The sequence below is a fragment of the Dyadobacter linearis genome (assembly GCF_907165045.1).
Classification (GTDB): Bacteria; Bacteroidota; Bacteroidia; order Cytophagales; family Spirosomataceae; genus Dyadobacter; species Dyadobacter linearis.
In genome coordinates this window covers 403,524-426,506 of sequence record NZ_CAJRAU010000004.1, presented here as the reverse complement: position 1 = coordinate 426,506, position 22,983 = coordinate 403,524, and the positions used below count along the sequence as shown (strand labels likewise).

Sequence of the window (22,983 nt, the reverse complement as noted above, 5' to 3'; positions counted from 1 at the left end):
TTTGGACTAAACTAATGAGGATTTTACATGAGTGAGACAATCAATTTTGATCAGGAAAGGCTCAAAAAGGTGACCAGCCTGCTAGTAAGCCAATCCCGACCCGCCGACGAAAATTCACCTTATTACGAATTGGCCAAAAAGTACAATATCAAAGTTGATTTCAGGCCATTTATCCAGATCGACGGCGTTTCGTACAAAGAGTTTCGTAAACAAAAAATCAACATCCTAGATTATTCTGCTGTCATTTTTACGAGCAGAAATGCGATAGATCATTTCTTTCGGATTTGCACTGAAGGAAGAATTGAGGTTCCTGCGACGATGAAATACTTTTGTATCTCCGAGCAAACCGCTAATTACCTTCAGAAATATATAGTGATCCGGAAAAGAAAGATTTTTACGGGCACAAAAACGGCAACGGAACTGATTGAATTAATGCGCAAGCATAAAAAAGAGAAGTTTTTGTACCCATGTTCGGATGTAAGGAAAAACGATATTCCCGAATTTGCGGACACAGAAGAATTCAGCTTCACGGAAGCGACTATGTATCAGACCGTTCCATCTGATCTTTCTGATTTGGAAGACGTATACTATGATATTATTGCGTTTTTCAGTCCGTCGGGGATTAAGTCTTTATTTGAAAACTTCCCGGACTTCAAACAGAAAGATACGCGGATAGCAGCATTTGGTCCGACCACCGCGAAAGCAGTAGAAGATGCCGGACTGTTTCTGGACATTCAGGCACCGCTACCAAATGCGCCTTCCATGACCGGCGCGCTCGACCTTTATATCCGGCAAGCCAACAAGATATGACAGGTTTTTCGGTCAAAAAAGCCCTGGAAAATTTCCAGGGCTTTTTTGTGTTTATATCAATTTTTTTAAGCAATATGCGTTATGAATTAAACTGAAAACCTTCGGTAAGTTCTCTAAACAAACCCAAAAGTATGACTTTGAAGTTTACTATAAGGAGTAATAAAAATGTCCGGTTACTTGCACTAATATTTTTGATTCCCCTTGCTGCTGTCGGCCAGAAAGATGCTCAGTTTAGCTTATTCTCTTTAAATCAGCTTTACCTCAATCCAGCAGCTGCTGGCGCCGACGGACTTACGAAATTTCAGCTTACGCACCGGACTCAGTACGCTGGCTATCAGGGCACGAACCTGGACGATACCGGCGGTGCCCTTTCTACGCAATTGTTCTCTTTTAGTATGCCAATCAAAAATTTCGGTATTGGTTTCTATGCATTGAATGACAAGAGTGGCCCAAGAACTGATCAGGATTTTAAACTTTCCGCAGCATATCATATTCCCGTTGCCGGGGGTAACTTGCAGGTAGGTGCAAGTGCAGGTTTGTTTCGCCAGGCTATCGACTACGGAAAGTTACGCGCCCGTGATCCGGACGATCCTTTGATTCAAACCGGTGTTATCTCAGAAATCAATCCTGACCTGGCAGTAGGTGTGCGATATGAAAGTGATGCTTTTTATGCGGGTATATCCCTGAACCATTTGCTGAAACCGAAATATCAACTAGGCTCAGATCAGGGTACGAATCCATTGCCACAAACAATTTATTTCAATGCGGGCGTAAACCTTGAACTGGGCTATTTACTGGATATTCAACCAATTATTTTGGTAAAATCTGATATCAGCACTTTGTCTGTTGAAGGTGGCGCGACGGTAACCTATAATAAGCGCTACTGGGTGGGCGGTACTTACAGACAACAGGATTCTTACTTCATATTAATGGGCGGGATCTATTTATTGCAAGACCAGTCGCTGCGCCTTTCAGGGGCTTACGATCTGGTGATCGGTGGCAATCGCGCCAAGGCCGCATCTTCATTTGAGGTTACGTTATCCTACGCATTACCTTCTCCGAAATTCGGAAAGAAGACGATCATCCGCACGCCTCGCTTCCGCTTTTGATCGCTCAAACCGGAAAAGTTTGTAATATTCAATTACAGGCTAGCAATAAATCAACATGAGCTGGGTTAAACTTGGTATTTTCCTAAATGGTAGTTTGCTCGGCACAAGCAGTTTGTGAAACTTTAATTTATATTTGTAAAATCGTCGACCTGCATACCAATTCGCATTTTCAATACGTTAAGTCGATGATTAACTGAATTCAGCAGCTTCCGGGCACAATTTAGAGTTTCCTGTCCGGCTGAACAGTGCCTTTTTTAGATTAGTTTTTTGTTTTTTCAATTATACTTTATAGCATTAGCCGGCGTTTTTAGGCTACAGTTTATACTCAAATTTTACAAAACCACTATGAATGTGAAAGTGTTCTATCGGGATGGAGTCAAAAGTCTGCTTTTGATAGCCGCTCTTATGCTCATGCAGAGTTGCGGATTTATCAAAAGTAAGTTTGGCAAGGGCGGACAAGAAGAAAGCGGTATTTCAAATGGAGAAATAACAGCAACAGCCAGAAAAGGCTTTAAACAAACTACACCGGCGGGTATGGTGGTTATTCCATCCGGTTCTTTTATAATGGGTCAGGCTGACGAAGATATTGCCTCATCTATGAACAATATGAACAGGCGGGTGACGATCAGTTCGTTCTATATGGATGATACTGAGATCACTAATAACGAATACCGCCAGTTCGTGAATGCACTTTTGGTTGATTCTGTTTCCGTACTTGGAGAAGAAGAGATTATGACCAAGTATTATCCTGATACAACGGTTTGGAAGAAAGACTTCGCTTATTCAAATGGAGATCCCTTTGTAGAATACTATTATCAGCATCCTGGTTTCGATACTTATCCTGTTGTTGGCGTAAGCTGGCTGGGAGCTCAGTACTTTTCGAAATGGAGAACTAATCTCTTGCACGATTTTCAAAATAAAGAAGGTCAGTTTAACTCGACTGGTTTCCGTCTTCCATCAGAAGCTGAATGGGAATGGGCTGCTCGCGGTGGACGGGCGGTTGCTAAGTATCCCTGGGGAAATCCTTATACTATGAATGCAAAAGGATGTTTCCTTGCAAACTTCAAACCGCAGCGCGGAAATTATGACGCTGATGGTTATCCTTACACCGGTCCTGCTAATGCATACAATCCAAACGATTTCGGGCTTTACAATATGGCTGGAAACGTAGCAGAATGGACTTCGGATGCTTATACTGACAACGCAACTGCTATCGTTTGGGATATGAACCCCGAATATGATAATCCTGATGAACCTCGCAAGGTTGTTAAAGGTGGTTCATGGAAAGACATTGCTTACTACCTGCAAACAGGCACCAGGACATTCGAATATGAAACTGAGCGCCGCGCATTTATTGGCTTCCGCTGTGTAATGGATAATGTAAACGACCGAGGAGGTGCCCGTGCCCGTCGTCGCTAGTATGAAATTCCAGATAAAAAGAAGCAGCGTTTCGATACTCTGCTTCTTTTTTACGATCTCTTCAAAATCAAATAACACTTTATTAATATCAAATTTTTCACTGTAACCGATTTCAATTCGTATGGCTAAGAATAGCGGACCTAATTTTTTTTGGGATAAACTAGTACCAACAATATATAGTGCAGGTGCTGCCGTTGTAATTATGGGGGCATTATTTAAAATTCAACACTGGGATGGAGGTAGCGAGATGCTTACAGCAGGTCTTGGAACAGAGGTAATCATATTTTTACTTTATGCGCTTCAAACCTTAACTCAATCGAGTGACAGGGATCCGGACTGGACCCGTGTTTATCCTGAGCTTTCAGACGATTACAACGGACCCGCAATCACTCGCGGTTCAACACAAAGCAGCAACATTACAGCGAAGCTTGACAACATGCTTGACAACGCGAAGCTTTCTCCTGACGTTTTCGATAGTCTTGGTAAAGGATTCAGAAACCTGTCTGACACAGTTGGCAAAATAACAGATCTTACCGATGCAACTGTTGCTACTAATGATTACGCAAGAAATGTGAAAAGTGCTTCAACTGCGATCAGCGACATGAACAAATCTTATGGTGTTGCGATCAATGCAATGTCTTCGATGGCAGATGCTACGAAAGATGCGCAATCTTACCGTGACCAGTTTCAGCAAATCACTAAGAACATGGGCGCATTGAATGCGGTTTATGAGCTTGAATTGCAGGATACTACCAAGCATTTGAAAGCGATGAATGCATTTTATGGTAATCTGACAGCAGCGATGGAAAATATGGCTGACGCTACCAAAGAATCACAAGTATTTAAAAATGAAATGTCAAAACTAACGACGAATATTTCGTCCCTGAATGGCATTTATGGCAATATGCTCACAGCAATGCGTGGCGGAAATGCCTGATTAGTCCCTAACAAGCGATAGTAAATCCTCTGAGTGAATTATTAATTGTTTGTTATCATCAAATTATTCAATCACAGATAACTGATTACTGAACAATATGGCAGGTGGAAAAGAAACACCCCGTCAAAAGATGATTGGCATGATGTACCTGGTACTTACTGCAATGCTCGCATTGCAGGTTAGTTCAGCCATCATAGAAAAATTCATTCTTCTGAACAATTCTTTGGAACTATCCTCCGGAGCAGCTAATAAAATAAACCAGGAAACTGTACTTAAAATCAAAGCAGCTGTTGAAAAAGCGGGAAACCGGTCAGCTGACGTTGCGGTCATTAAGCAAGCCGAAGAAGTACGCAAGGTTACTGCTGATATTACAAATGAAATCAACACTTTGAAACAACAGATTATTAATGAAGCCGGCAGCGGGCTGAATGAGGAAGGTGGAATTAAAAACCCTCAGGAAGAATCCAAAGTTGGTCAGTTAATGATTGCCACAGGGAAAAAAGGAAAAGCTTACGGCTTGCAGCAACGCCTGAATGGATACACTGCACAGATGAATCAGCTATCTCCTAATAAATTTCAGATGCTGGCTATGGACGGCAGAGAAGATCCAAGTGTAAAGGGTAACAGAGAGCAGAGAAATAAGGACTTTGCCGAATTAAACTTTGAGTCGACTCCCGTTGCAGCTGCATTGGCAGTTTTGAGTCAGAAGCAAACTGATATTCGCCGGATGGAAGGTGAAGTGCTTAACTATCTGGCAAGTAAAGTAGGTGCGGCTGATGTTAAGTTTGACAGAGTACTTGCGATGGTCAGTGCAGATGCCAAGACTGTTGTAGCCGGTACCAAATTTAAAGGCCAGATGTTTATCGCAGCTTCTGCAAGTGGTATCACGCCTAGAATGAGTCTCAACGGCTCTCCCGTTAAAGTTGAAAACGGTATCGGTTTGATAGAATTCACTGCGCAAGGCGGAGGTTATAATGCAGAAGGAATTGTAAAAAGAGAATTGCAGGCGCGGATCACGATCCCGACTCCATCAGGCAGAGATACTACTTATACGATGAATCAGGAATATTTCGTCGTGAAGCCAACTTACCAGATTGAGACAGGAACATTGCCTCCACTTTATCTGGGTTGTGCAAATAAATTGAGTATCCAAAGCCCGGCATTGGGTGCACTTTGGGCACCTAGCTTCTCAACAGATGGAGGAGAAATTATTCAGAGCGGACAAAAAGGGAAATTCACAATCGTACCTAGTAGAGCCCAATTGAATATTACGGTTAGCAATGGCGGCAACGTTTTAGGATCAGAACCTTTCAGAGTTAATAAAGTGCCTAAGCCCTCTTTAGAAGTACGTGTTAATGGCGCTGCTTTTGACGAAAGACGTGGGGCTCCTGCAAGTGGAACGAGAAGTATTCAGGTTGTAGCAATACCTGACGAAAGCTTCAAGAACTTTTCGCCGGAAGATGCTAAGTTCAGGGTTTCAGAAGTGGAGGTTTCCCTTGCCCGCGGAACCCGTCGTATTAATGGTGTAACATTGCGAGGTGGTGGTGGATCAATATCTTCCCTAGCCCAACAGGCACAGCCAGGTGATCGCTACGTTATTACGATCCTCAAGGTTGAGCGTCAGAATTTTAAAGGCGCTATAAATGAAGTGGAAATGGGTACTCAAAACAGGACAGTTACACTATACTAATAATCACTTTTTGTCGTTTTTTGGACAATACAACCTCTTGCATGATATGAGAAGAATGAATGGAAAAACGATTGCATGGTCTATACTATCCCTGTCCATTGGAACTGGTGTTGCATTTGCACAGGAGAAGGAAGATTCAACTGCTAATTCTTTCTCGTCCCGACCTATCGCAGATGGCGATGTGATGATGAAAAGAACGCTGTGGAGAAGGGTGGATCTCAAAGAAAAGCAGAACATTTCCATGTTCTCTAAGAATAACGAGATTACACGCTATCTGCTGGATGCTGCGAAAGCAGGTCTTATCGATGCATATACAAATGATTCTTGCGCAACTAAAATAGGTGGCGGGGAGCTGCATAAGCGCATGGTGATTCCGAATCAGACCGCTGGTTTGTCGGAGGAAGAAATAGCTGCCGGTTTTGGTGAACCAGTTAAGACAGATGACGGATGGGGCGGAAAACCAAAGCCGGATGCTGCGAAGCAAACTCAGACAGCGGATGACGGCTGGGGTAATACAGCCAAAAAAGACCCTAAGAAAGAGGAGGTCGTAGAAGATGATGGCTGGGGTCCACCTAAGAAAAAGACTACAAAAAAAGGTGCGAAAGATACGCAGGTAGCGAAAACAGAAGAAGCTCCTGTCGTTGAACAACCTAAGATCGACTCTACTTTTGGTGAGGTAGGCGGAATTGAGGAGGAGTATTTTCCGAATCAGTTGAGCATCATCGAGATCAAGGAAGATTGGACTTTTGACAAAAAGAGATCACGTCTTTACAATGATATACAGTCTCTGACCATCATCCTTCCATCTGAACAAACGGCGACTGGCCTCGAAATTCCGGTTGCTTCGTTCAAATACAAAGATGTTGAGAGGCTTTTTAGAAGCGATCCTAAAAAGTATATCTGGTACAACACGCATAATACGGCACAGAACAAAAATCTGGCTGACGCGTTCGATCTTCGCCTGTTTTACGGAAGGATCACCAAATTTTCAAATGCTAGCGATGAGGCGTTTTTAGACATTTACGATGGTCAGAAAGAAGCTTTGATCAAGTCTCTTAACTACGAACAAGAGTTGATGGAGCTTGAACATGGTCTTTGGGAATACTAAGATTTCAAAGCTTACAAGTTAATACCAAAAAATCCCCGCTGGCATTCCAGCGGGGATTTTTTATAGCTGCTTACAATACCGGAAATTGATCTAACTATCTCGAACTTTCCAGCTATTACTTGCGGATCACTTTTACATCCGACTCTGAAAGTCCTAATGCCTTAACAGCCTCGTCGTAGTTCTTCCAATTTATTTTAGCATTCTCCTTACCCAAATTTAACGCAGGCATAACCAATACCCGGATCTCCTCGAAAGTACGTTGTCTCACCTTTGCATTTGAGGTACGGAAGATCGGGAAATAGAGCCCGTTGCCTTCAACTACATAATAATAACTGTAACTGATAGCCTCGTCTTCAAATAACACAGTACCGGGGATTGGGAAGTAGCCACCATCATCCTTGATATAAACCTGAAATGCACCTTTTTCCACGCTTGCTACCTCCTCGTCCGTGAATTCTGAAAAGAATGCTGTATCACCAACTACTACATTGCCTGCTGTATCGGTTTCTATTTCGCCCATGAAAGCGATGATAGAGCCTGCGCCACCGCCGCCGCCCTGACCATCCTGCCCAGCTGGACCCGCTGGCCCGGCTGGACCTGCTACTCCTTGCGGACCAACCTCACCCTGCGGTCCCTCAGGCCCCTCGCAGCTGCTCGTAAATAGAGCGACTGATCCTATCCAGGCAAATAGTAATAATTTTTTTAACATAATTTGTCAACGTTTAAATTGTGAACTGAAATAGAAATGTGATAACATATACGCACAGAGTCTCGGGAATGATGCCTGTTGAGTCGTTTAACGCATAAATTATATAAAAAAAACCATTATTCCTTTTTGGAAATGCCAAATAGTAAAAAGAAAAAACTCATCGTAATTGCCGGTCCGACCGCTGTGGGTAAAACCGCACTTTCAATTGAATTAGCAAACGACTTAAAGACAGAAATAATATCCGCCGACTCCCGCCAATTTTTTAGAGAACTCAATATCGGCACTGCGAAACCATCGGCCCAGGAGTTGAGTGAAGCGCCACATCATTTCATTAACTCGCATTCAATAACCCAAACTTACAGCGCCGGCGATTTTGAACGGGATTGCCTGTCGCTGCTGGATTCACTCTTTGAAACGCTCGATTACGTAATACTGACCGGCGGTTCCGGATTTTACATTAAAGCACTACTCGAGGGTCTTGACGAATTACCTATTCCCGCGCCTGGCTTACGGGAATCTTTAACAGAAAGACTTCAAAATGAAGGTTTGGAGGTATTAAGAAAGGAGCTCGAAACGGTGGATCCGGTTTTTTTTCAATCAAGCGAAACTTCTAATCCGCAGCGTGTTCTGAGGGCGCTCGAAGTTTACAAAACTACGGGTAAACCGATCAGTCAATATAGACTGGAAAATAAAAAAGAGCGAGACTTCAATCCAGTTTGTATTGCCGTAAATCGTGACCGTGCAGAACTATATCAACGGATTGACACCAGAATAGACAATATGCTGAATGATGGGCTGGTGGAAGAAGTACGAGGGCTGAGCGAGTTCAAATCGCACCAGGCGTTGCAAACGGTGGGTTACAAGGAAGTTTTTGAGTACCTGGACGGAAATTATGATGAAGAGGAAATGATCCGGGTTTTAAAACAGAATTCAAGAAGATACGCAAAGAGGCAGCTAACGTGGTTCCGGCACCAGGGAAATTTTGAATGGTTTGATGTGGAAGATTATGATCAGATACTTCACTTCATTAAAGCCGAACTCGCTATTTAAAAACAAAAAGCCCATTCTCGTAGAAAATGGGCTTTTACTTTAATCTTCCAGCTCGCGGAATGCCAGGATACCTCCAACTACATTGCGGGTATTCGTGAAGCCCTGTGATTCAAGAAATTTGGCAGCTTTACCACTTCTGGCGCCGGAGCGGCAATGAATAATGATCTCCTCATTTTTCAGTGGTTCCAGTTCTTCTAAACGATCCGGTAATTCACCGAGTGGAATCAGAGTAGCACCGAGGTTATCTTCCTCATATTCATGCTCTTCGCGAACATCATAGAAATGCAGGTCTTCCCCGTCATCCAATCTCTTCTTTAATTCTTCAACTGTAATATCCATTGTCAGGTAGTTTTCTGTAAGCTATTTAAGAATTAACAATTTTTGTGCAAACGATCGTTTCCCGTCAGAGGCTTTGATCACATATATTCCGTCAGGAAGCTGGGAGATATCAACAGACTTTTCACTTTTATCCGGAAACGCGCTTTTTAAAAGCCGCCCTTCTTTCGAAAATATATCAATTTGTTTTAGATTTTCAGCCTTCCAATTCAGCGAACCGCGATTTGGATTGGGGAAAAATACTTGATCAGTTGCCAACTCCTCATTTCCAGTGATCACACCTTGCGCTTTTTCGCCAAGATACGGACGGATCATAATGCTTCCGTTCAAAGATCTTTCCTGCACCCATTCCGTACCCAGGTTATAAAATATCTGATTCTTTCCAAGCTTGGAACTCCTGTCAAAACCCACTGTAACTGGCTGTTCATTGATCTGATTCCAGCCGACGTAAAAAGTATCTGCTACTGCAACCGGAACTGCCAGTTTATAATCTACAAAACCATCGCGTCTATTGGTATACGAAACAGCAACTGACCGCTGTCCGAGCATCTGATCAGGCTTTCCATTTTTATTGCTAAGAATCTGAATGTTAAAACTTTGACCTGCAATATCCTTGTTGAAAGGAACAATAGCAAGTCGGACGCCGCCAATCGTATCCGGCTTGGAAAGAATATAGCGCACTGCTACCCTACCTAACTTTTGATTAACCTGAACACCATATTCAGCACTTCCGTCGTCGAATGCGAAGTAATCTTTCAGGGTAGTTCTTGAAACAATCGTGTCGTTGTTTTTCAAACCAAGGTTTGGAATCGAATCGGTGGTGGTTAGAAAAAAGCGGCTCACCAGACTAATACTATCTATCCCAGTGGGTATTACAGGAACATTGAGCTTCACTTGCAGAGCCTTTGATTTCAGGGATTCTACATAGATTGATCGCTGCACGTTTCGCTGCAATTCTTTTCCGGTGCGCTCATCGGTTAGTGTAAATGTGCTGGTGAGGATATTAAAATTATTGAAATGATTGACAATATCTGTACTCACCGAATCCGCGATAAGCGCTGCGGGTTTGACCAGATATTGCCTTAGTGGCATTGCTGTGTATGTTTTCAGGAACTGAGAAACCGGTTTTCTGGTCGCTACATCAAAAATGTAAGGCTGGCGGACTGAACGTTTTGTATTGATATACACATAGTCCAGATGCCAGGTATCAAACGGACCCGAGCCACGTCCATAGGATCTGAACCTGAATTGGAATGCACCGTGCAGATAGAGTGCGTCTGAAATCTTAATAAACTCCTGACTGAATAACGTATCTGCCTCAAACCCGTTTTGAGTCCAGATAGTTGTCCACTCATTGTTTCGATTTAACAACTCAAGACTTAGGTAATCGCTGGAATCAGGTAATTCTCCCAGTCCTTTCGCCGACCAGTAAAAGCTAAGATAGATAGAATCAGCCGCACTTCTTCCTGCGATGTTAATGGGCTGAGATGTAAGTGTATCCGTAAAGTCCTGGCCTAGTGGATTGACGAGATTGTAAGGAACCCCGCGCGCATTCAGCCCGTCGAATGTAGCGATATTGCGCGATGGCTGCGAAGTTGCGAGGGAGTTATTAATGTACACACCACTTCCTGCAAGCCAGTAGCGGGTGTCCGGCGAGGCAGTTCTTGTAGTAGAAAAATCATCGAAAAAAGGAAGCGAAAGTACCTCCGTCCTTAATGTGCGGTTTTCTAAAACCTCTTCTTCGTAATCTCCCTCACCCAGCGGCACAAGCCTAAGCTGCGCATGGGCAACCCGGCAATGCAATACCAGCAACATTCCGATATAGATAAAATACTTGCTGATATTAAAAGTGCTTTTAAGGTTCGGGTTGGATAGTTCCATTCTCAGTTGGTTCCAAAGACTGCGGTGTTACCCAAAGATCGATAACATCCCCTATTCTAACATTGCTTCCAGCATCCGGATTTTGCCGTACAATTGATCCCGGCGCCTGCCCTTCCTCAGCTGGCAGTTCCATTTGCTGCCCCACTTTCAAACCCGATCCGATAATCGCGATCTTGGCTTCGTCGAGCGGCATTCCGATCACGGAAGGAGCCTCAAATTGAGCAGTACCCAAACCTTCTCCTAATTCCAGGTCAATTTTTGAACCCTTTGTAATAGGCTGGCCGGGCAATATTTCTTTTCCATTATATAACTGGCGCAATACCGCATTCTGCGCCATATCAGGCACATAGGAGATATTTCCTTCTTCCAGCCCTACACTTTTCAGCAGCATTTGCGCACTCCGGTGCGTCATATCCGTCAGCTTCGGCATTTTGATCAGCGGCGCGGTATTGGATACAACTGTCACATAAATTTTCCTTCCCTCTTTCACCTTCGCTCCCGGAGGCGGGTATTGTGCTATAATCGTGAGCGGAGGAATATTGGCCACAAATGTGCAGTCAACTTCGTAACGCAAATCCTTGGTATCCAGAAACTCTTCGAGATCAGCCACACTCTTCTTTTTCAGATCTGGCACAGTAATAGCTTCGCCGTGATTGGTTGTGAAGGGCAGATAAACAAAAAAGAATCCCAGAAAGATTACCAAAAGAAGCGAAACGATAATTCCAATATGTATGAAAAGGTCCTTTTTGGACTGCGTACTTATTTTGGCCATGAATATTTTGAATGCACTAAACTGGTATATACGGGTAAAAATAAACGTAATAATCTAAGAAGCCAATATGTTAAACTGCATTAGCGCCCAGAATTCTTTTGATATACTTCCCTAAAATATCAAATTCGAGATTCACCGAATCGCCCGCCCGCAGCGAATGGAAATTTGTGAAGGAATAAGTATAAGGTATTATAGCAACCCGGAAAGTGTTTTCTCCTGAGTTAAAAACAGTCAGACTCACTCCATTAATGCATATCGATCCTTTCTCGACCGTGATATTCCCCGTTCCGGCATCATACTTGAAATCAAAAAGCCAGCTTCCGTCCCGTTCTTCCACATTGGTACAAATCCCGGTTTGATCTACGTGACCCTGCACAATATGTCCGTCAAACCTTCCATTGGCCGGCATACACCTTTCCAGATTCACTTTGCTCCCGGGTGTTAATGCGCCCAGGTTGGTTTTGGAAAGGGTTTCCTCGATCGCCGTTACCTTGTAAGATTCACCTTCCACTGCTACTACCGTCAGACAAACACCGTTGTGATTGATGCTCTGATCGATTTTAAAGTCTTTCGCCAGCGAAGAAAGGAACGTAAAAGTCTTGTTAGTACCCTGTTCCTCTACATTAGTAACTTCGCCTATTGCCTCAACAATTCCAGTAAACATCTTCTTATATACAGTTTGAAAACCCAAAGTTAAGACTTCTTGCGCAGAGTGGATATGCGATTCTTGGCTACAATCCTGCCAATCACTTTTCAATTTCACATAGTTTGCGAACTTTGCAGCCAGCAAAATCCCGCTGACTGAATGTGTCGGCTATCTTCCTAAAAAATATTAAATGAAAAAAGTACTGTTTATCGACCGCGACGGGACAATTATTGTAGAACCTACCACCGACTTTCAGGTCGATTCTCTGGAAAAGCTCGAATTTTTACCAAAAGCAATCTCAAACCTGCGAAAAATCGCAGAAGAGACTGATTATGAACTGGTAATGGTCACAAATCAGGACGGTTTGGGGACAGATTCATTTCCAGAAGATACTTTCTGGCCGGCTCATAATAAAATGCTGCGGACGTTGGAAGGCGAGAACATTCATTTCTCCGAAATCTTGATCGACAGGAGTTTTCCGGAAGATAACCTGCCTACCCGCAAACCCGGTACCGGTATGCTCACTGCTTACCTTTCTGATGAATATGACCTGGCCAACAGTTTCGTTATCGGGGACCGGCTCACAGATATTCAACTAGCGGTGAATTTGGGTGCAAAAGCGATTCTGTATGCCGATGTGCTGCCTGAAACGAATGTTTCCGCTGACATGAACCAATGCACTACACTTGTAAGTAAAGATTGGGACAGCATTTATGAGCACATTAAACTGCCTTCCCGGAAAGCGTCCGTGGAACGCAATACAAAAGAAACACAGATCAGGATCGACCTTAACCTCGACGGAAGCGGCAGATCTGAGATCCATACCGGCCTCGGCTTTTTCGACCACATGCTCGATCAGCTCGCCAGGCATTCCGGCGCCGACCTCACGATCCGCGTCGAGGGAGACCTGCACATTGACGAACACCATACTATTGAGGATACTGCGCTTGCGCTCGGTGAAGCTTACCGGCAGGCGATCGGCGACAAAAGAGGTATTAACCGCTACGGATTTCTTTTGCCGATGGACGAAGCCCTGGCGCAGGTCGCTATTGATTTTTCCGGTCGCCCGTGGATTGTTTGGGATGCGGAGTTCAAGCGTGAAAAAATAGGGGAAATGCCGACTGAAATGTTCTTCCATTTCTTCAAATCGTTCTCCGACACTTCGCTTTCCAACCTGAATATCAAAGTGGAAGGTGACAACGAACACCACAAGATCGAATCGATTTTTAAAGCATTTGCAAAGGCTATCAAAATGGCGGTAAGGAGAGATTTGAAAGCGCTGGATTTCATGCCGTCGACCAAAGGAGTACTGTAATTTTTTGACCGATTAATCTTCCAGTTTGCTTTTTTTAGTTACTTTTGTTCGATTCAAAAGAAGCGCTAAACGGATATTTTATGCAAATGACAATCATAATGATCGTTTTCTATATTGTTCTTTTAGGCTCTGCGTTCCTGGTAGGACGTTGGCTTGAGAACAATGAAAAGAACTGGAAAACCAATAAGTAAAAGGGCTGTTTATAACGCCCTTTTTTTGTTTCCCGTGATGGCTGAACTTTCCAAAATGGCAGGCCGCCTATAATTTATAGCCCGTCAGAACGTTTTAGCACCGTCAGCTGTTCCTTAATCGTTTTACAAAATCTGCAATACCTTGCTCAGAAAGCTCTGCCTCATATTGCTCACGGCCTTCCTCATCTGCAAAGCTACAGATGTGGCAAGTTACTTGCTGGCCAAAGCAAAGGCATCTGTGGTTTGCGATACCGGTACATGCGATAATGAAAAAACGGAAGCGGAAAAAGTAAGCGACGATCAGGTCTTCCCGGATCATATTGTCCATTTCGACAAATTTTGCCTATCCATTCCACTCAAGGCCTCCTTTCTTTACTCCACCAGTTTTCGGAACGAGATTTTTTACAATCTCCTCTCTCCCCCACCCGAGCTGGTCTGATTTCTCTCAAATTTTAGTATTTCCTGTATGAAGATGGTTGTACCGTCGTCACATACCAGGCATATTCCTATTGCTTTATTAAATCAATAATTGAGAAATCATGGTTAAGTCATATCAGCAGCTTTTTGAAAATAATAAAAAATGGGTCAACGATATTACCCAGGAGAACCCGGAATTTTTTAACACCCTGGCAAAAGGCCAAAGCCCCAAATTTTTGTGGATCGGCTGTTCCGATAGCCGCGTTCCGGCAAATGCATTGACCGGCACCCAGCCGGGAGACATTTTTGTGCACCGGAATATTGCCAATATGGTAATCCATACGGATATGAGCATGCTCAGCGTACTCGATTATTCAGTGAATGTGCTTGGTGTAATACACATTATCGTGTGCGGCCATTATGGTTGTGGAGGTGTGCTTACTGCAATGGGTAACAAGCAAGTCGGGCTGATTGACAACTGGTTACGCCATATTAAAGATGTTTACAGATTCCACCAGGAAGAATTGAATGCTATTTCTGATATGAATCTCCGCAGTGACAGGCTCGTTGAGCTTAATGTGATCGAGCAGGTTCGCGATCTTGCCAAAACCAGCATCGTACAGAATGCGTGGGCAAACGGTAAGGCTCTTCAGGTGCATGGACTTGTATATGATATCCATACAGGTATTCTCCAGGATCTCGACGTGACAGCTGACGGTACTACCAATGATTTTGAAGACGTATATCGTTTGGATAAACTTCAGATTGGGTAAGCTGCATATAAATAAATAACTCATTTCCTTTCGAATCAATCGTATGTCATTGAATAAGAATAGTCCGTTCTCCAATCTCAAATACGATTTCCCCTCGGGGCTCGTGGTTTACCTCGTGGCCCTGCCCCTCTGTTTGGGTATTGCGCTGGCGTCTACCGGCAGGTCCGACCTGCTTTTTTCAGGAATTATAGCAGGTGTGGTTGGCGGGATCGTGGTTGGATCAATCAGTAAATCCTCACTGGGAGTAGCCGGACCAGCGGCCGGGCTCGTCGTGATTGTATTGAATGCCCTGGAAACTCTTGGGAGTTTTGAAGCATTTTTGCTTGCCGTAGTGCTGGCAGGTGCGATCCAGGTAATCGCAGGTTTGCTCAAAGCAGGTATTATCGGTTACTATTTCCCTTCGTCAGTTATTAAAGGAATGCTGGCTGCAATCGGTATCACATTGATTTTAAAAGAGATACCGCATGCTTTCGGCTATGATGCCGATTTCATGGGCGATGAAGCTTTCGCACAAAAAGATGGTCAGAATACGTTTACCGAACTCTGGAACGCGGTTAGGTACAGCAGTACCGGCGCGATCATCATTTCAGCTGTCTCACTGGGTCTTCTGATTCTGTTTGACAGGCCTTTCATGAAAAGGATCCAGCTATTCCGCTTCATTCCTGGTGCATTGTTTGTAGTAGCGGCAGGTATTCTGTTAAATCTCGGTTACGCAGCATTTGCTCCTGAGCTGGTTTTAACCGGAGAACATATGGTCCAGTTACCCGTGGCCAGCAGTGCAGGTGAATTTTTTGGTTTCTTCAAAACACCGGATTTCTCTGCGTTTCAGAATGTGGAAGTGTACACAATAGCTGTGACGCTCGCCATCGTGGCTAGCTTGGAAACATTGCTGTCTGTGGAAGCAACCGATAAACTCGATCCTTTCAAACGGAGTACACCCACCAATCGTGAGCTTATTGCGCAGGGGATCGGGAATATGACTTCGGGTCTGATTGGCGGTTTGCCGATAACACAGGTAATTGTCCGCAGCTCGGCCAATATCGACTCCGGCGGACGTACCAGAATGTCCACGATCATTCACGGGTCTATATTACTTCTGTCAGCCGTATTGATTCCGGCGCTGCTGAATTACATTCCGCTCGCCTCTCTGGCGGCTATCCTTTTATTGGTAGGTTACAAGCTGTCAAAGTTCTCTTTGTACAAGGGAATGTATGCTTTGGGTAAGGAACAGTTTATTCCTTTCGTCGTGACGATCATCGCGATCCTAAGCACCGACTTATTAAAGGGAATAGCAGTGGGTATGGTAGTGGCTATCTATTTCATTCTCAGAAAGAACTATCAGCATTCCTACCATTATATCAAAGAGCAGCATCGTGAAGGTGAGGTAATTACGCTCCAATTGTCGGAGGAAGTTACTTTCCTGAACAAAGGCAGTATCAACGCAACGCTCGAAAATCTTCCTGATGGAGCTACGGTAATTATCGACGGCAGCAAATCGATCAATATCGATTATGATGTACTTGAAATTATTCAGGATTTCAAGAAGCATTCAGCTCCGTTGCGCAACATTACTGTGGAAACAAGAGGGATCAACGACGTAGAAGTTGTAGGCGGTCACTAAAAAAATCCCCCGGCAGATAACTCAGCCGGGGGAAAATAATTGTAGTAAGTCGATATTTCAGGTTATTAATTCTTCTGTTTAAGTCGTTGAAGCAGCATATCGTTAAACGTTTTTTCTGCTTTGTATAACTCAATAACTTGCGCGGCTGAGATCACTTTCAGAAACTTGTTCTGATATTCCTTTTCAAGATCCAGCTCCTTTTGTCTCAGATCCTGCACTTCTTTCAGGTTATTAAGCGCCTGGTCGTCCGTTTTGCCCTCCGCTTTTTTATCATTCACGATCTTTCTCTGCGCGCGGTGAATTTCCCTTCTCTTTTGAGAAAATTCATTGTACACGGGCCAGAAACCAGTCGACTGCTCGGGAGTTAGGCTGAGCCTGTTGGTGATAATCGCAATTTTGGCATCCTGAATCCGCTTGATCTCCTCTTCTGAGCGCCGCTGCGCATTCGCTGCCGACAAACCTGCGAGGATCAAAACGAATGCAAAAAGCAGGTTGCGATGTAGGTGGGTTATGGTTGTATGCTTCATTTCTTTATGCTGTTAGGGTCAAATGGTTTCCTGTCCGGAAATGCTTTCCTGGATCTGCTGGCGCAAAATATCGTCATCAAGGCCGTCGAGATAATACAATACGGTAGAATCTGTTTCAAAAGCCTTCTGAACCACTTTATGCTCGCTCAAATCGAAATAACTGATATTTTCATCTTCCAGGTAATTGATGATCGTTGCATTACTGATTCCGCTCAAAGGTTCCTGTCCAAGGGATCCCTGTCTTTCCGGAACAGTAACCCACACCAGCATCAGAACCAGCGCCATTGCAGCCACCATTCCCGACACCCGCTGCCACGACCAGCTGATCACCGGCTTACGCGCAGGCTCAGACTGGATCTTCGACTGAATGATCTGGGGAAGTTGTTCAAAGTAATTTTCGGGCACAGAAAACGGAACTTCTTTGCGAAGATCGTCCAGCCGTATACGTCCCTTGTCCATAATTATTAATATTTTTTATTTATCAGAAGTTTGACCACCCCCACTTCAAATAGTTTAATCAGTACTATTTAAATAATCTTCAATTTTTTTGGAAGCCCAGTGATACGAGGCTTTCAACGCGCCGACCGAAGTCCCGGTTATCTCGGAAATCTCTTCATAAGGCAGTTCTTCAAAGTATTTAAGGTTGAAAACCAGCCTCTGTTTTTCGGGGAGTTTCAGTATCGCTTTTTGTAGTTTAAGCTGGATCACGTCACCGCTCAGCTGCGGATCCGCTTCCAGTTTTTCACTCAGCTCGTTTTCTACATCATAAATAGGCACGAAGAACTTCCGGCGCTTCTTGTTCAGGAAATTAATTGCTTCGTTACTCGCAATGCGGTACAGCCAGGTGTATAATTTCGAATCGCCGCGGAAGTTCTCCAATGCAGTCCAGGCTTTGATAAAAACATCCTGGGTCACATCGTTCGCATCGTCGTGGTCGATCACCATTTTCCGCACCAGCCAATATACCTTTTGCTGATACTTTCGTACCATAAGATTGAAAGCGTTTCGACGCGTTTCGGGATTTGCAAAAAGGGCTAATAATTCTTCGTCAGACATTTAATCGGTACTAACCTGATAGCTAATTCCTTACTGTGGCAAGCATTCATTTATCCACCTAAGTGAAAATCAACATCAGTCAATAATAATTTATTTTTTGGTCAGGTCAAACAAAAATTGAGCCCGGCAGGAGCAAAACCAATGTTTTACAATCCTGCCGGGCCCTTCATTTCGGAGCAAAACGTCACAAAAACGACGTACCCCGACTTATTTTCTTGCGATCGCGCGTTTAGCGGCTTCCACAATATGTTTTGCTGTCAAACCATATTTTTCAAGAAGCTGAGCCGGCGTACCGCTTTCTCCGAAGCTGTCGTCAACAGCTACATATTCCTGCGGCGCGAGTTTATGTTTAACCAAAACCTGAGCAATACTGTCGCCCAGTCCACCAATGCGGTTATGCTCCTCGGCAGAAACTACGCAACCCGTTTTTTCAACAGATTTCAATATAGCCTCTTCATCCAGCGGCTTAATCGTGTGGATATTAATGATTTCTGCATTGATACCTTCCGCTTCCAGCATTTCGCCAGCTTGAATCGCTTCCCAAACCATGTGGCCCGTCGCGAAAATGCTGACATCAGTTCCTTCATTCACCATCCACGCCTTACCGATCTCGAATTTCTGATCTGCATCGGTAAATACAGGAATTACCGGGCGGCCGAAACGAAGATAAACCGGACCTTCGTAATCAGCGATCGCGATGGTAGCAGCTTTGGTCTGGTTATAATCGCAAGGATTGATAACGGTCATTCCAGGCAACATTTTCATCATTCCCAAATCTTCCAGGATCTGGTGCGTCGCGCCGTCTTCGCCTAGTGTTAGCCCGGCGTGAGATGCACATATTTTTACATTTTTGTTAGAATATGCTACACTCTGGCGAATCTGGTCATAAACACGGCCTGTTGCAAAGTTGGCAAAAGTTGTAGCAAAAGGAATTTTACCACCAATCGTCAAACCTGCCGAAAGACCGATCATATTCGCTTCCGAAATACCGCATTGAATAAAGCGGTCGGGGTTTTCCTTAATAAAAGGCTCTAATTTCAGTGAACCTACTAGGTCAGCGCAAAGTGCTACTACATTCGGGTTTTGCTGTCCCAGTTCATGCATTCCTGCTCCAAATCCCGAGCGGGTATCTTTCTTCTCGGTGAAGGTGTATTTTTTCATTTGTGAAATTTCTTTTGAATAAATAATGACATTAACAGACTATTGCACCCTTTTGAGATCAATAATCACCCAGGCTTTCTTCCAGCTGGCCCAAAGCTGCGGCAAGTTGCTCGTCGTTTGGTGCTACACCGTGCCATTTGTGACTGCCCATCATGAAATCTACGCCGTAGCCCATTCCGGTATGCAATAACACAAGGATCGGTCTGCCGTGTCCGAGGCGGCTTTTCGCTTCGTAAAGGCCTTTCAGTACTGCCGCCATGTCATTACCTTCTTCAATCGATATCACTTCCCAGCCGAAAGCTTCGTATTTTTTACCAAGATCACGGTTGTTCATTACTTTCACTGTCGGGCCGTCGATCTGCTGTCCGTTGAGGTCAATGAATGCGATCAGGTTATCAACTTCGTGGTGGGGCGCGAATGTAACCGCTTCCCAAACCTGGCCTTCCTGCTGCTCGCCATCGCCCATCAGGACGTAAACAATACCTTTATCATTATTCAGCTTCTTCGCCGTCGCAGCGCCCAGTGCCACTGAAAGTCCTTGTCCAAGTGAACCCGACGCAATGCGAATACCTTCCAGATGCTCGTGCGTGGTCGGGTGGCCCTGCAATCTTGAGTCCAGCTTACGGAAAGTTGCAAGTTCCTCAACCGGGAAATAGCCGCGACGCGCAAGCGTACTGTACCATACCGGAGAAATGTGACCGTTTGAAAGGAAGAAAAGATCTTCATCCGTTCCATTCATATCGAAAACAGGCTTTCCGCCTTCTTCCTTCAATTTGAGGCGCTCGAAATAAAGGGCCACAAATAATTCAGTACAGCCAAGGGAACCGCCCGGGTGACCCGATTGACAGCCATGTACCATGCGTACAATGTCCCTGCGAACTTGTGAAGCTACTTTTTCTAATTGTTCAATTTCCATTTTTATCTATTTTCTATTGGACTGTACTAGATCCGGCCGCGGCTCAACGTGAGCAACTTAGCCCGACAAATGTCTGTTTATTAGATTTGGTAAAATGACTTATTATTAATCAGTATTACCAAGAATTTGACCTGCGTGGTTTTTGGATTCTACCTTTTGGATGATCTCTTCAATAATCCCCTCTTCATTAATGACGAAGGTTGTACGCAAAACCCCCATATAGGTGCGACCAAACGTATTTTTTTCACCCCAAACCTGATAATCCTCCACCATTTTATGATCCGTATCAGCCAGTAACGGAAAGGGCAGGTCGTATTTTTTAATAAATTTCAAATGCGACTTCTCATCATCATTGCTCACTCCCAGCACTTTATAACCCTTTTTCAGAAGCAATTTATAATTATCGCGTAGATTACAAGCCTGCGTGGTGCACGTTGGTGTGTTGTCTTTAGGATAAAAGTACAGAATCAGTTTTTTTCCTTTAAAATCTGAAAGTTTTACTTCCTTACCATCCTGATCTTTGGCTGAAAATGTCGGCGCGGGTTGTCCCACTTCAAGTCCCATATACTATTTTTTACGTTTTCTTGCCTTCTTTTTAACAACAACCGGTTCGGCAATTTCTGTTCGCAAGATAGTACTATTTCCTGCCCTGTCCGTCACTTCCACGGTCAGCTCGCCCTCAAAAGGCTTTTCCTTATCCAGTTTTTCTGACCAGATATAAGCTTTTTTGTAATCGTAGTTCAACAAAACCCACTCCCCATTCACAAATGCCTTGAAATGAGCTATTCCCGAAGTAGCATCACTGATATAGCCCCGAATGCGCGCTTTACTATGCTCAATCAGCTTTACTTTCGGCGGCATGGTATCGGCCATTACCACAAATGTGCCCAGCTCTCTGGTATCAAACTTGATCCGATCCTCCTCCCAAGTCCCTCCCAGGAATCTGTAATATCCGCCAACATATCTGTAAATACTGGCCTTATCTTTATTCTCCGGGGCTTTTTCAGGTTCAAATGAAACAGTAATGTAATCGTTCAGCGCCGTGCCACGGTTATTGATAGTTAATGCATTGAAGTTTCGCTGGCCGGTCAGGAAAAGGGTATCGAAAAGGCTGGTATTCTTAAAATCAATCGCCCACTTCTCCCCTTCAAACCGGGCAGGGGCGGCCGGGAATATCTGACTTCTCAGGAAAGTTTTTACTGTTTTATTCCCAACCTGCACAGAATCAGGCCGGTATTCTCTCAGATCAGTTAAAAATACTGCCGTTTCGTTTGCGTACAGGTCCGGCTTGCTTTTCACTTCTTTTCCAGCCACAAAATAGGTAACCAGCGGAAGCGAGCTGCGGTAATATTTTGCTTTTACTACTAATGTATTTTCCTGAACATCAGTCTGCACCCATTCCGGACTCATTTCCATATCATAAACGGGCAGCGGCTGATTTCTTGCTTCACCTTTTATTGTAAAATACAGTTGCGAAGAATTCTCGTATGAATCTGATATTCTAATACTTACCTCGTGATCCAGTGTATCCGCAATATTCAGTTTTCCCTGGTACGCATTCGTTTTGAAGAGATTGAAATTATTTCCATCAGGTACGTAGCATTTCAAAAACCGTTGCCCTGTCGCCTGCTCGGTTTCGTAGTCGATCAGGTTGTTGTAGTCCCTCGTAGATGTGCTCGGAAAAATTTCAATGTTATAGGAAAATACTTCCTGCCCGTCCATTTTAATTTCAATGCATTGCAAACCGTACCGAAATCCCGTTCCCGTCATCTGATCGTGCGCTACCAGGTCAAAACCGATCATACCTGTGGCGGTAACTGGCTCCTTCAACCTGTAAGATCCGTCAGGCAACTTGATCGGCGCATATACTTTCCGGTCAAACTGCCCATTCACGCGCCCATTGATATCCAGTGGCCGGATAGCCAGATTGACAAACTTCGGAGGCGTTACATCTTTAATCTCTTGAAAACCGAAATAAAGCGGGTTAAGATAATTGTTCTTGGAATCCCTTATCTCGAAATGCAAATGCGGACCAGCCGAGCCGCCGGTATTTCCGGAAAGCGCAATCACTTCGCCCTTTTTTACTGCATATTTTCCTTCTTCCGGAAATAACTCTATTTCAAAGGTTTGCTTCTTATATTGCTCTTCCCGGACATAGCTCGCGAGCGGCTCTCCGAATTTCAGTAAATGCCCGTAAACCGTCGTTTGGCCGTTTGGGTGGCGCAGGTAGATCACATTTCCATAACCGCTCCGCTGCACGCCTACTTTATATACATATCCTTCCGCAGCCGCATAAACAGGTAAACCTTCGCGCTGCTCGGTACGAATGTCGAGACCGGCGTGAAAGTGATTGCTCCGCAAATCCCCCAGTCCGCCGGCAAGCGAATTGGAAAGCCCTGGACGGATCGGAAACTGGTAGTAATTTTTGGGGTAAGATTGTTTCTGGGCAAAGGAAAGTTGACCAACACTTATGAATCCCAAGACAAAAAAGCAGGTGCGGACAAATATCCGGGAGCAATGAAGCATGAAAGAAAGTATG

The 22,983-nt window shown here is 44.2% G+C and carries 23 protein-coding genes; 10 read left to right on the top strand and 13 right to left on the bottom strand.

Translation table 11 applies throughout. The annotated features are described in order from the left end of the window. Window positions 1-27 precede the first annotated feature (27 nt). From KOD92_RS16425 to porN, 6 genes are all read left to right on the top strand, one after another. On the top strand, window positions 28-810 hold the full coding sequence (locus KOD92_RS16425; protein ID WP_215234663.1) for a uroporphyrinogen-III synthase: 783 nt from the start codon (window positions 28-30) through the stop codon (window positions 808-810). A 131-nt stretch (window positions 811-941) separates the two neighbouring features. After that, window positions 942-1,919 carry a PorP/SprF family type IX secretion system membrane protein gene (locus tag KOD92_RS16420; protein WP_255567389.1) on the top strand — a complete coding sequence of 326 codons (978 nt, stop codon included), beginning with the start codon at window positions 942-944 and terminating at the stop codon, window positions 1,917-1,919. A 345-nt stretch (window positions 1,920-2,264) separates the two neighbouring features. Then, window positions 2,265-3,338, top strand: coding sequence for a T9SS ring complex lipoprotein PorK/GldK (gene porK / locus KOD92_RS16415; protein ID WP_215234661.1), 1,074 nt, complete (start codon window positions 2,265-2,267; stop codon window positions 3,336-3,338). Window positions 3,339-3,459: 121 nt separating this feature from the next. Further along, window positions 3,460-4,275 (top strand): type IX secretion system motor protein PorL/GldL, encoded by an 816-nt coding sequence (gene porL, locus KOD92_RS16410; RefSeq protein WP_215234660.1) that lies wholly within the window; start codon window positions 3,460-3,462, stop codon window positions 4,273-4,275. Between the two features lie 97 nt (window positions 4,276-4,372). After that, window positions 4,373-5,965 (top strand): type IX secretion system motor protein PorM/GldM, encoded by a 1,593-nt coding sequence (porM, locus tag KOD92_RS16405; protein ID WP_215234659.1) that lies wholly within the window; start codon window positions 4,373-4,375, stop codon window positions 5,963-5,965. Between the two features lie 55 nt (window positions 5,966-6,020). Next, window positions 6,021-7,073: a type IX secretion system ring subunit PorN/GldN gene (gene porN, locus KOD92_RS16400; protein WP_215234783.1), complete on the top strand. Its 1,053-nt coding sequence runs from the start codon at window positions 6,021-6,023 to the stop codon at window positions 7,071-7,073. A 115-nt stretch (window positions 7,074-7,188) separates the two neighbouring features. Here porN and KOD92_RS16395 read toward each other — a convergent pair whose 3' ends face one another. Beyond that, window positions 7,189-7,782, bottom strand: a complete 594-nt coding sequence (locus KOD92_RS16395) for a hypothetical protein (protein WP_215234658.1) — start codon at window positions 7,780-7,782, stop codon at window positions 7,189-7,191. A 132-nt stretch (window positions 7,783-7,914) separates the two neighbouring features. On the opposite strand from KOD92_RS16395, the gene miaA reads away from it, so the two are divergent. Next, a complete protein-coding gene (gene miaA / locus KOD92_RS16390; RefSeq protein WP_215234657.1) occupies window positions 7,915-8,832 on the top strand; it encodes a tRNA (adenosine(37)-N6)-dimethylallyltransferase MiaA in 918 nt (305 codons plus the stop codon). Between the two features lie 39 nt (window positions 8,833-8,871). Here the strand turns inward: miaA and KOD92_RS16385 are convergent, their stop codons facing one another. From KOD92_RS16385 to KOD92_RS16370, 4 genes are all read right to left on the bottom strand, one after another. Next, window positions 8,872-9,171 carry a rhodanese-like domain-containing protein gene (locus tag KOD92_RS16385; RefSeq protein ID WP_215234656.1) on the bottom strand — a complete coding sequence of 100 codons (300 nt, stop codon included), beginning with the start codon at window positions 9,169-9,171 and terminating at the stop codon, window positions 8,872-8,874. A gap of 21 nt (window positions 9,172-9,192) precedes the next feature. Next, on the bottom strand, window positions 9,193-11,049 hold the full coding sequence (locus KOD92_RS16380) for a T9SS type A sorting domain-containing protein (RefSeq protein ID WP_215234655.1): 1,857 nt from the start codon (window positions 11,047-11,049) through the stop codon (window positions 9,193-9,195). Further along, window positions 11,024-11,821, bottom strand: coding sequence for a PASTA domain-containing protein (locus tag KOD92_RS16375; protein WP_215234654.1), 798 nt, complete (start codon window positions 11,819-11,821; stop codon window positions 11,024-11,026). Before KOD92_RS16375 ends, KOD92_RS16380 begins: the two co-directional genes overlap by 26 nt. 70 nt (window positions 11,822-11,891) lie before the next feature. Beyond that, window positions 11,892-12,485, bottom strand: a complete 594-nt coding sequence (locus tag KOD92_RS16370) for a riboflavin synthase (RefSeq protein ID WP_215234653.1) — start codon at window positions 12,483-12,485, stop codon at window positions 11,892-11,894. A gap of 172 nt (window positions 12,486-12,657) precedes the next feature. Between KOD92_RS16370 and hisB the strand changes: the two genes are divergently transcribed. Continuing rightward, window positions 12,658-13,782: a bifunctional histidinol-phosphatase/imidazoleglycerol-phosphate dehydratase HisB gene (gene hisB / locus KOD92_RS16365; protein ID WP_215234652.1), complete on the top strand. Its 1,125-nt coding sequence runs from the start codon at window positions 12,658-12,660 to the stop codon at window positions 13,780-13,782. A gap of 294 nt (window positions 13,783-14,076) precedes the next feature. Here the strand turns inward: hisB and KOD92_RS16360 are convergent, their stop codons facing one another. Next, a complete protein-coding gene (locus KOD92_RS16360; protein WP_215234651.1) occupies window positions 14,077-14,301 on the bottom strand; it encodes a hypothetical protein in 225 nt (74 codons plus the stop codon). A gap of 211 nt (window positions 14,302-14,512) precedes the next feature. On the opposite strand from KOD92_RS16360, the gene can reads away from it, so the two are divergent. After that, the gene (gene can, locus KOD92_RS16355) at window positions 14,513-15,163 is read left to right on the top strand and encodes a carbonate dehydratase (RefSeq protein ID WP_215234650.1); all 651 of its coding nucleotides are present in this window, start codon (window positions 14,513-14,515) and stop codon (window positions 15,161-15,163) included. A 43-nt stretch (window positions 15,164-15,206) separates the two neighbouring features. After that, a complete protein-coding gene (locus KOD92_RS16350) occupies window positions 15,207-16,784 on the top strand; it encodes a SulP family inorganic anion transporter (protein WP_215234649.1) in 1,578 nt (525 codons plus the stop codon). Between the two features lie 65 nt (window positions 16,785-16,849). Here the strand turns inward: KOD92_RS16350 and KOD92_RS16345 are convergent, their stop codons facing one another. The 7 genes from KOD92_RS16345 to KOD92_RS16315 form a co-directional block, all read right to left on the bottom strand. Further along, window positions 16,850-17,311, bottom strand: coding sequence for a hypothetical protein (locus tag KOD92_RS16345; RefSeq protein WP_229254705.1), 462 nt, complete (start codon window positions 17,309-17,311; stop codon window positions 16,850-16,852). Between the two features lie 18 nt (window positions 17,312-17,329). Further along, the gene (locus KOD92_RS16340; RefSeq protein ID WP_215234648.1) at window positions 17,330-17,770 is read right to left on the bottom strand and encodes a hypothetical protein; all 441 of its coding nucleotides are present in this window, start codon (window positions 17,768-17,770) and stop codon (window positions 17,330-17,332) included. 54 nt (window positions 17,771-17,824) lie between these two features. Then, window positions 17,825-18,367: an RNA polymerase sigma factor gene (locus tag KOD92_RS16335; protein ID WP_215234647.1), complete on the bottom strand. Its 543-nt coding sequence runs from the start codon at window positions 18,365-18,367 to the stop codon at window positions 17,825-17,827. Between the two features lie 207 nt (window positions 18,368-18,574). Further along, a complete protein-coding gene (locus tag KOD92_RS16330; RefSeq protein ID WP_215234646.1) occupies window positions 18,575-19,528 on the bottom strand; it encodes a transketolase family protein in 954 nt (317 codons plus the stop codon). A gap of 58 nt (window positions 19,529-19,586) precedes the next feature. Then, complete coding sequence (locus KOD92_RS16325) at window positions 19,587-20,444, bottom strand: transketolase (protein ID WP_215234645.1); 858 nt, start codon at window positions 20,442-20,444, stop codon at window positions 19,587-19,589. Window positions 20,445-20,549: 105 nt separating this feature from the next. Then, on the bottom strand, window positions 20,550-21,008 hold the full coding sequence (gene bcp, locus KOD92_RS16320) for a thioredoxin-dependent thiol peroxidase (protein WP_215234644.1): 459 nt from the start codon (window positions 21,006-21,008) through the stop codon (window positions 20,550-20,552). A 3-nt stretch (window positions 21,009-21,011) separates the two neighbouring features. Then, on the bottom strand, window positions 21,012-22,925 hold the full coding sequence (locus KOD92_RS16315; protein ID WP_229254704.1) for a M23 family metallopeptidase: 1,914 nt from the start codon (window positions 22,923-22,925) through the stop codon (window positions 21,012-21,014). Window positions 22,926-22,983: the final 58 nt, after the last annotated feature.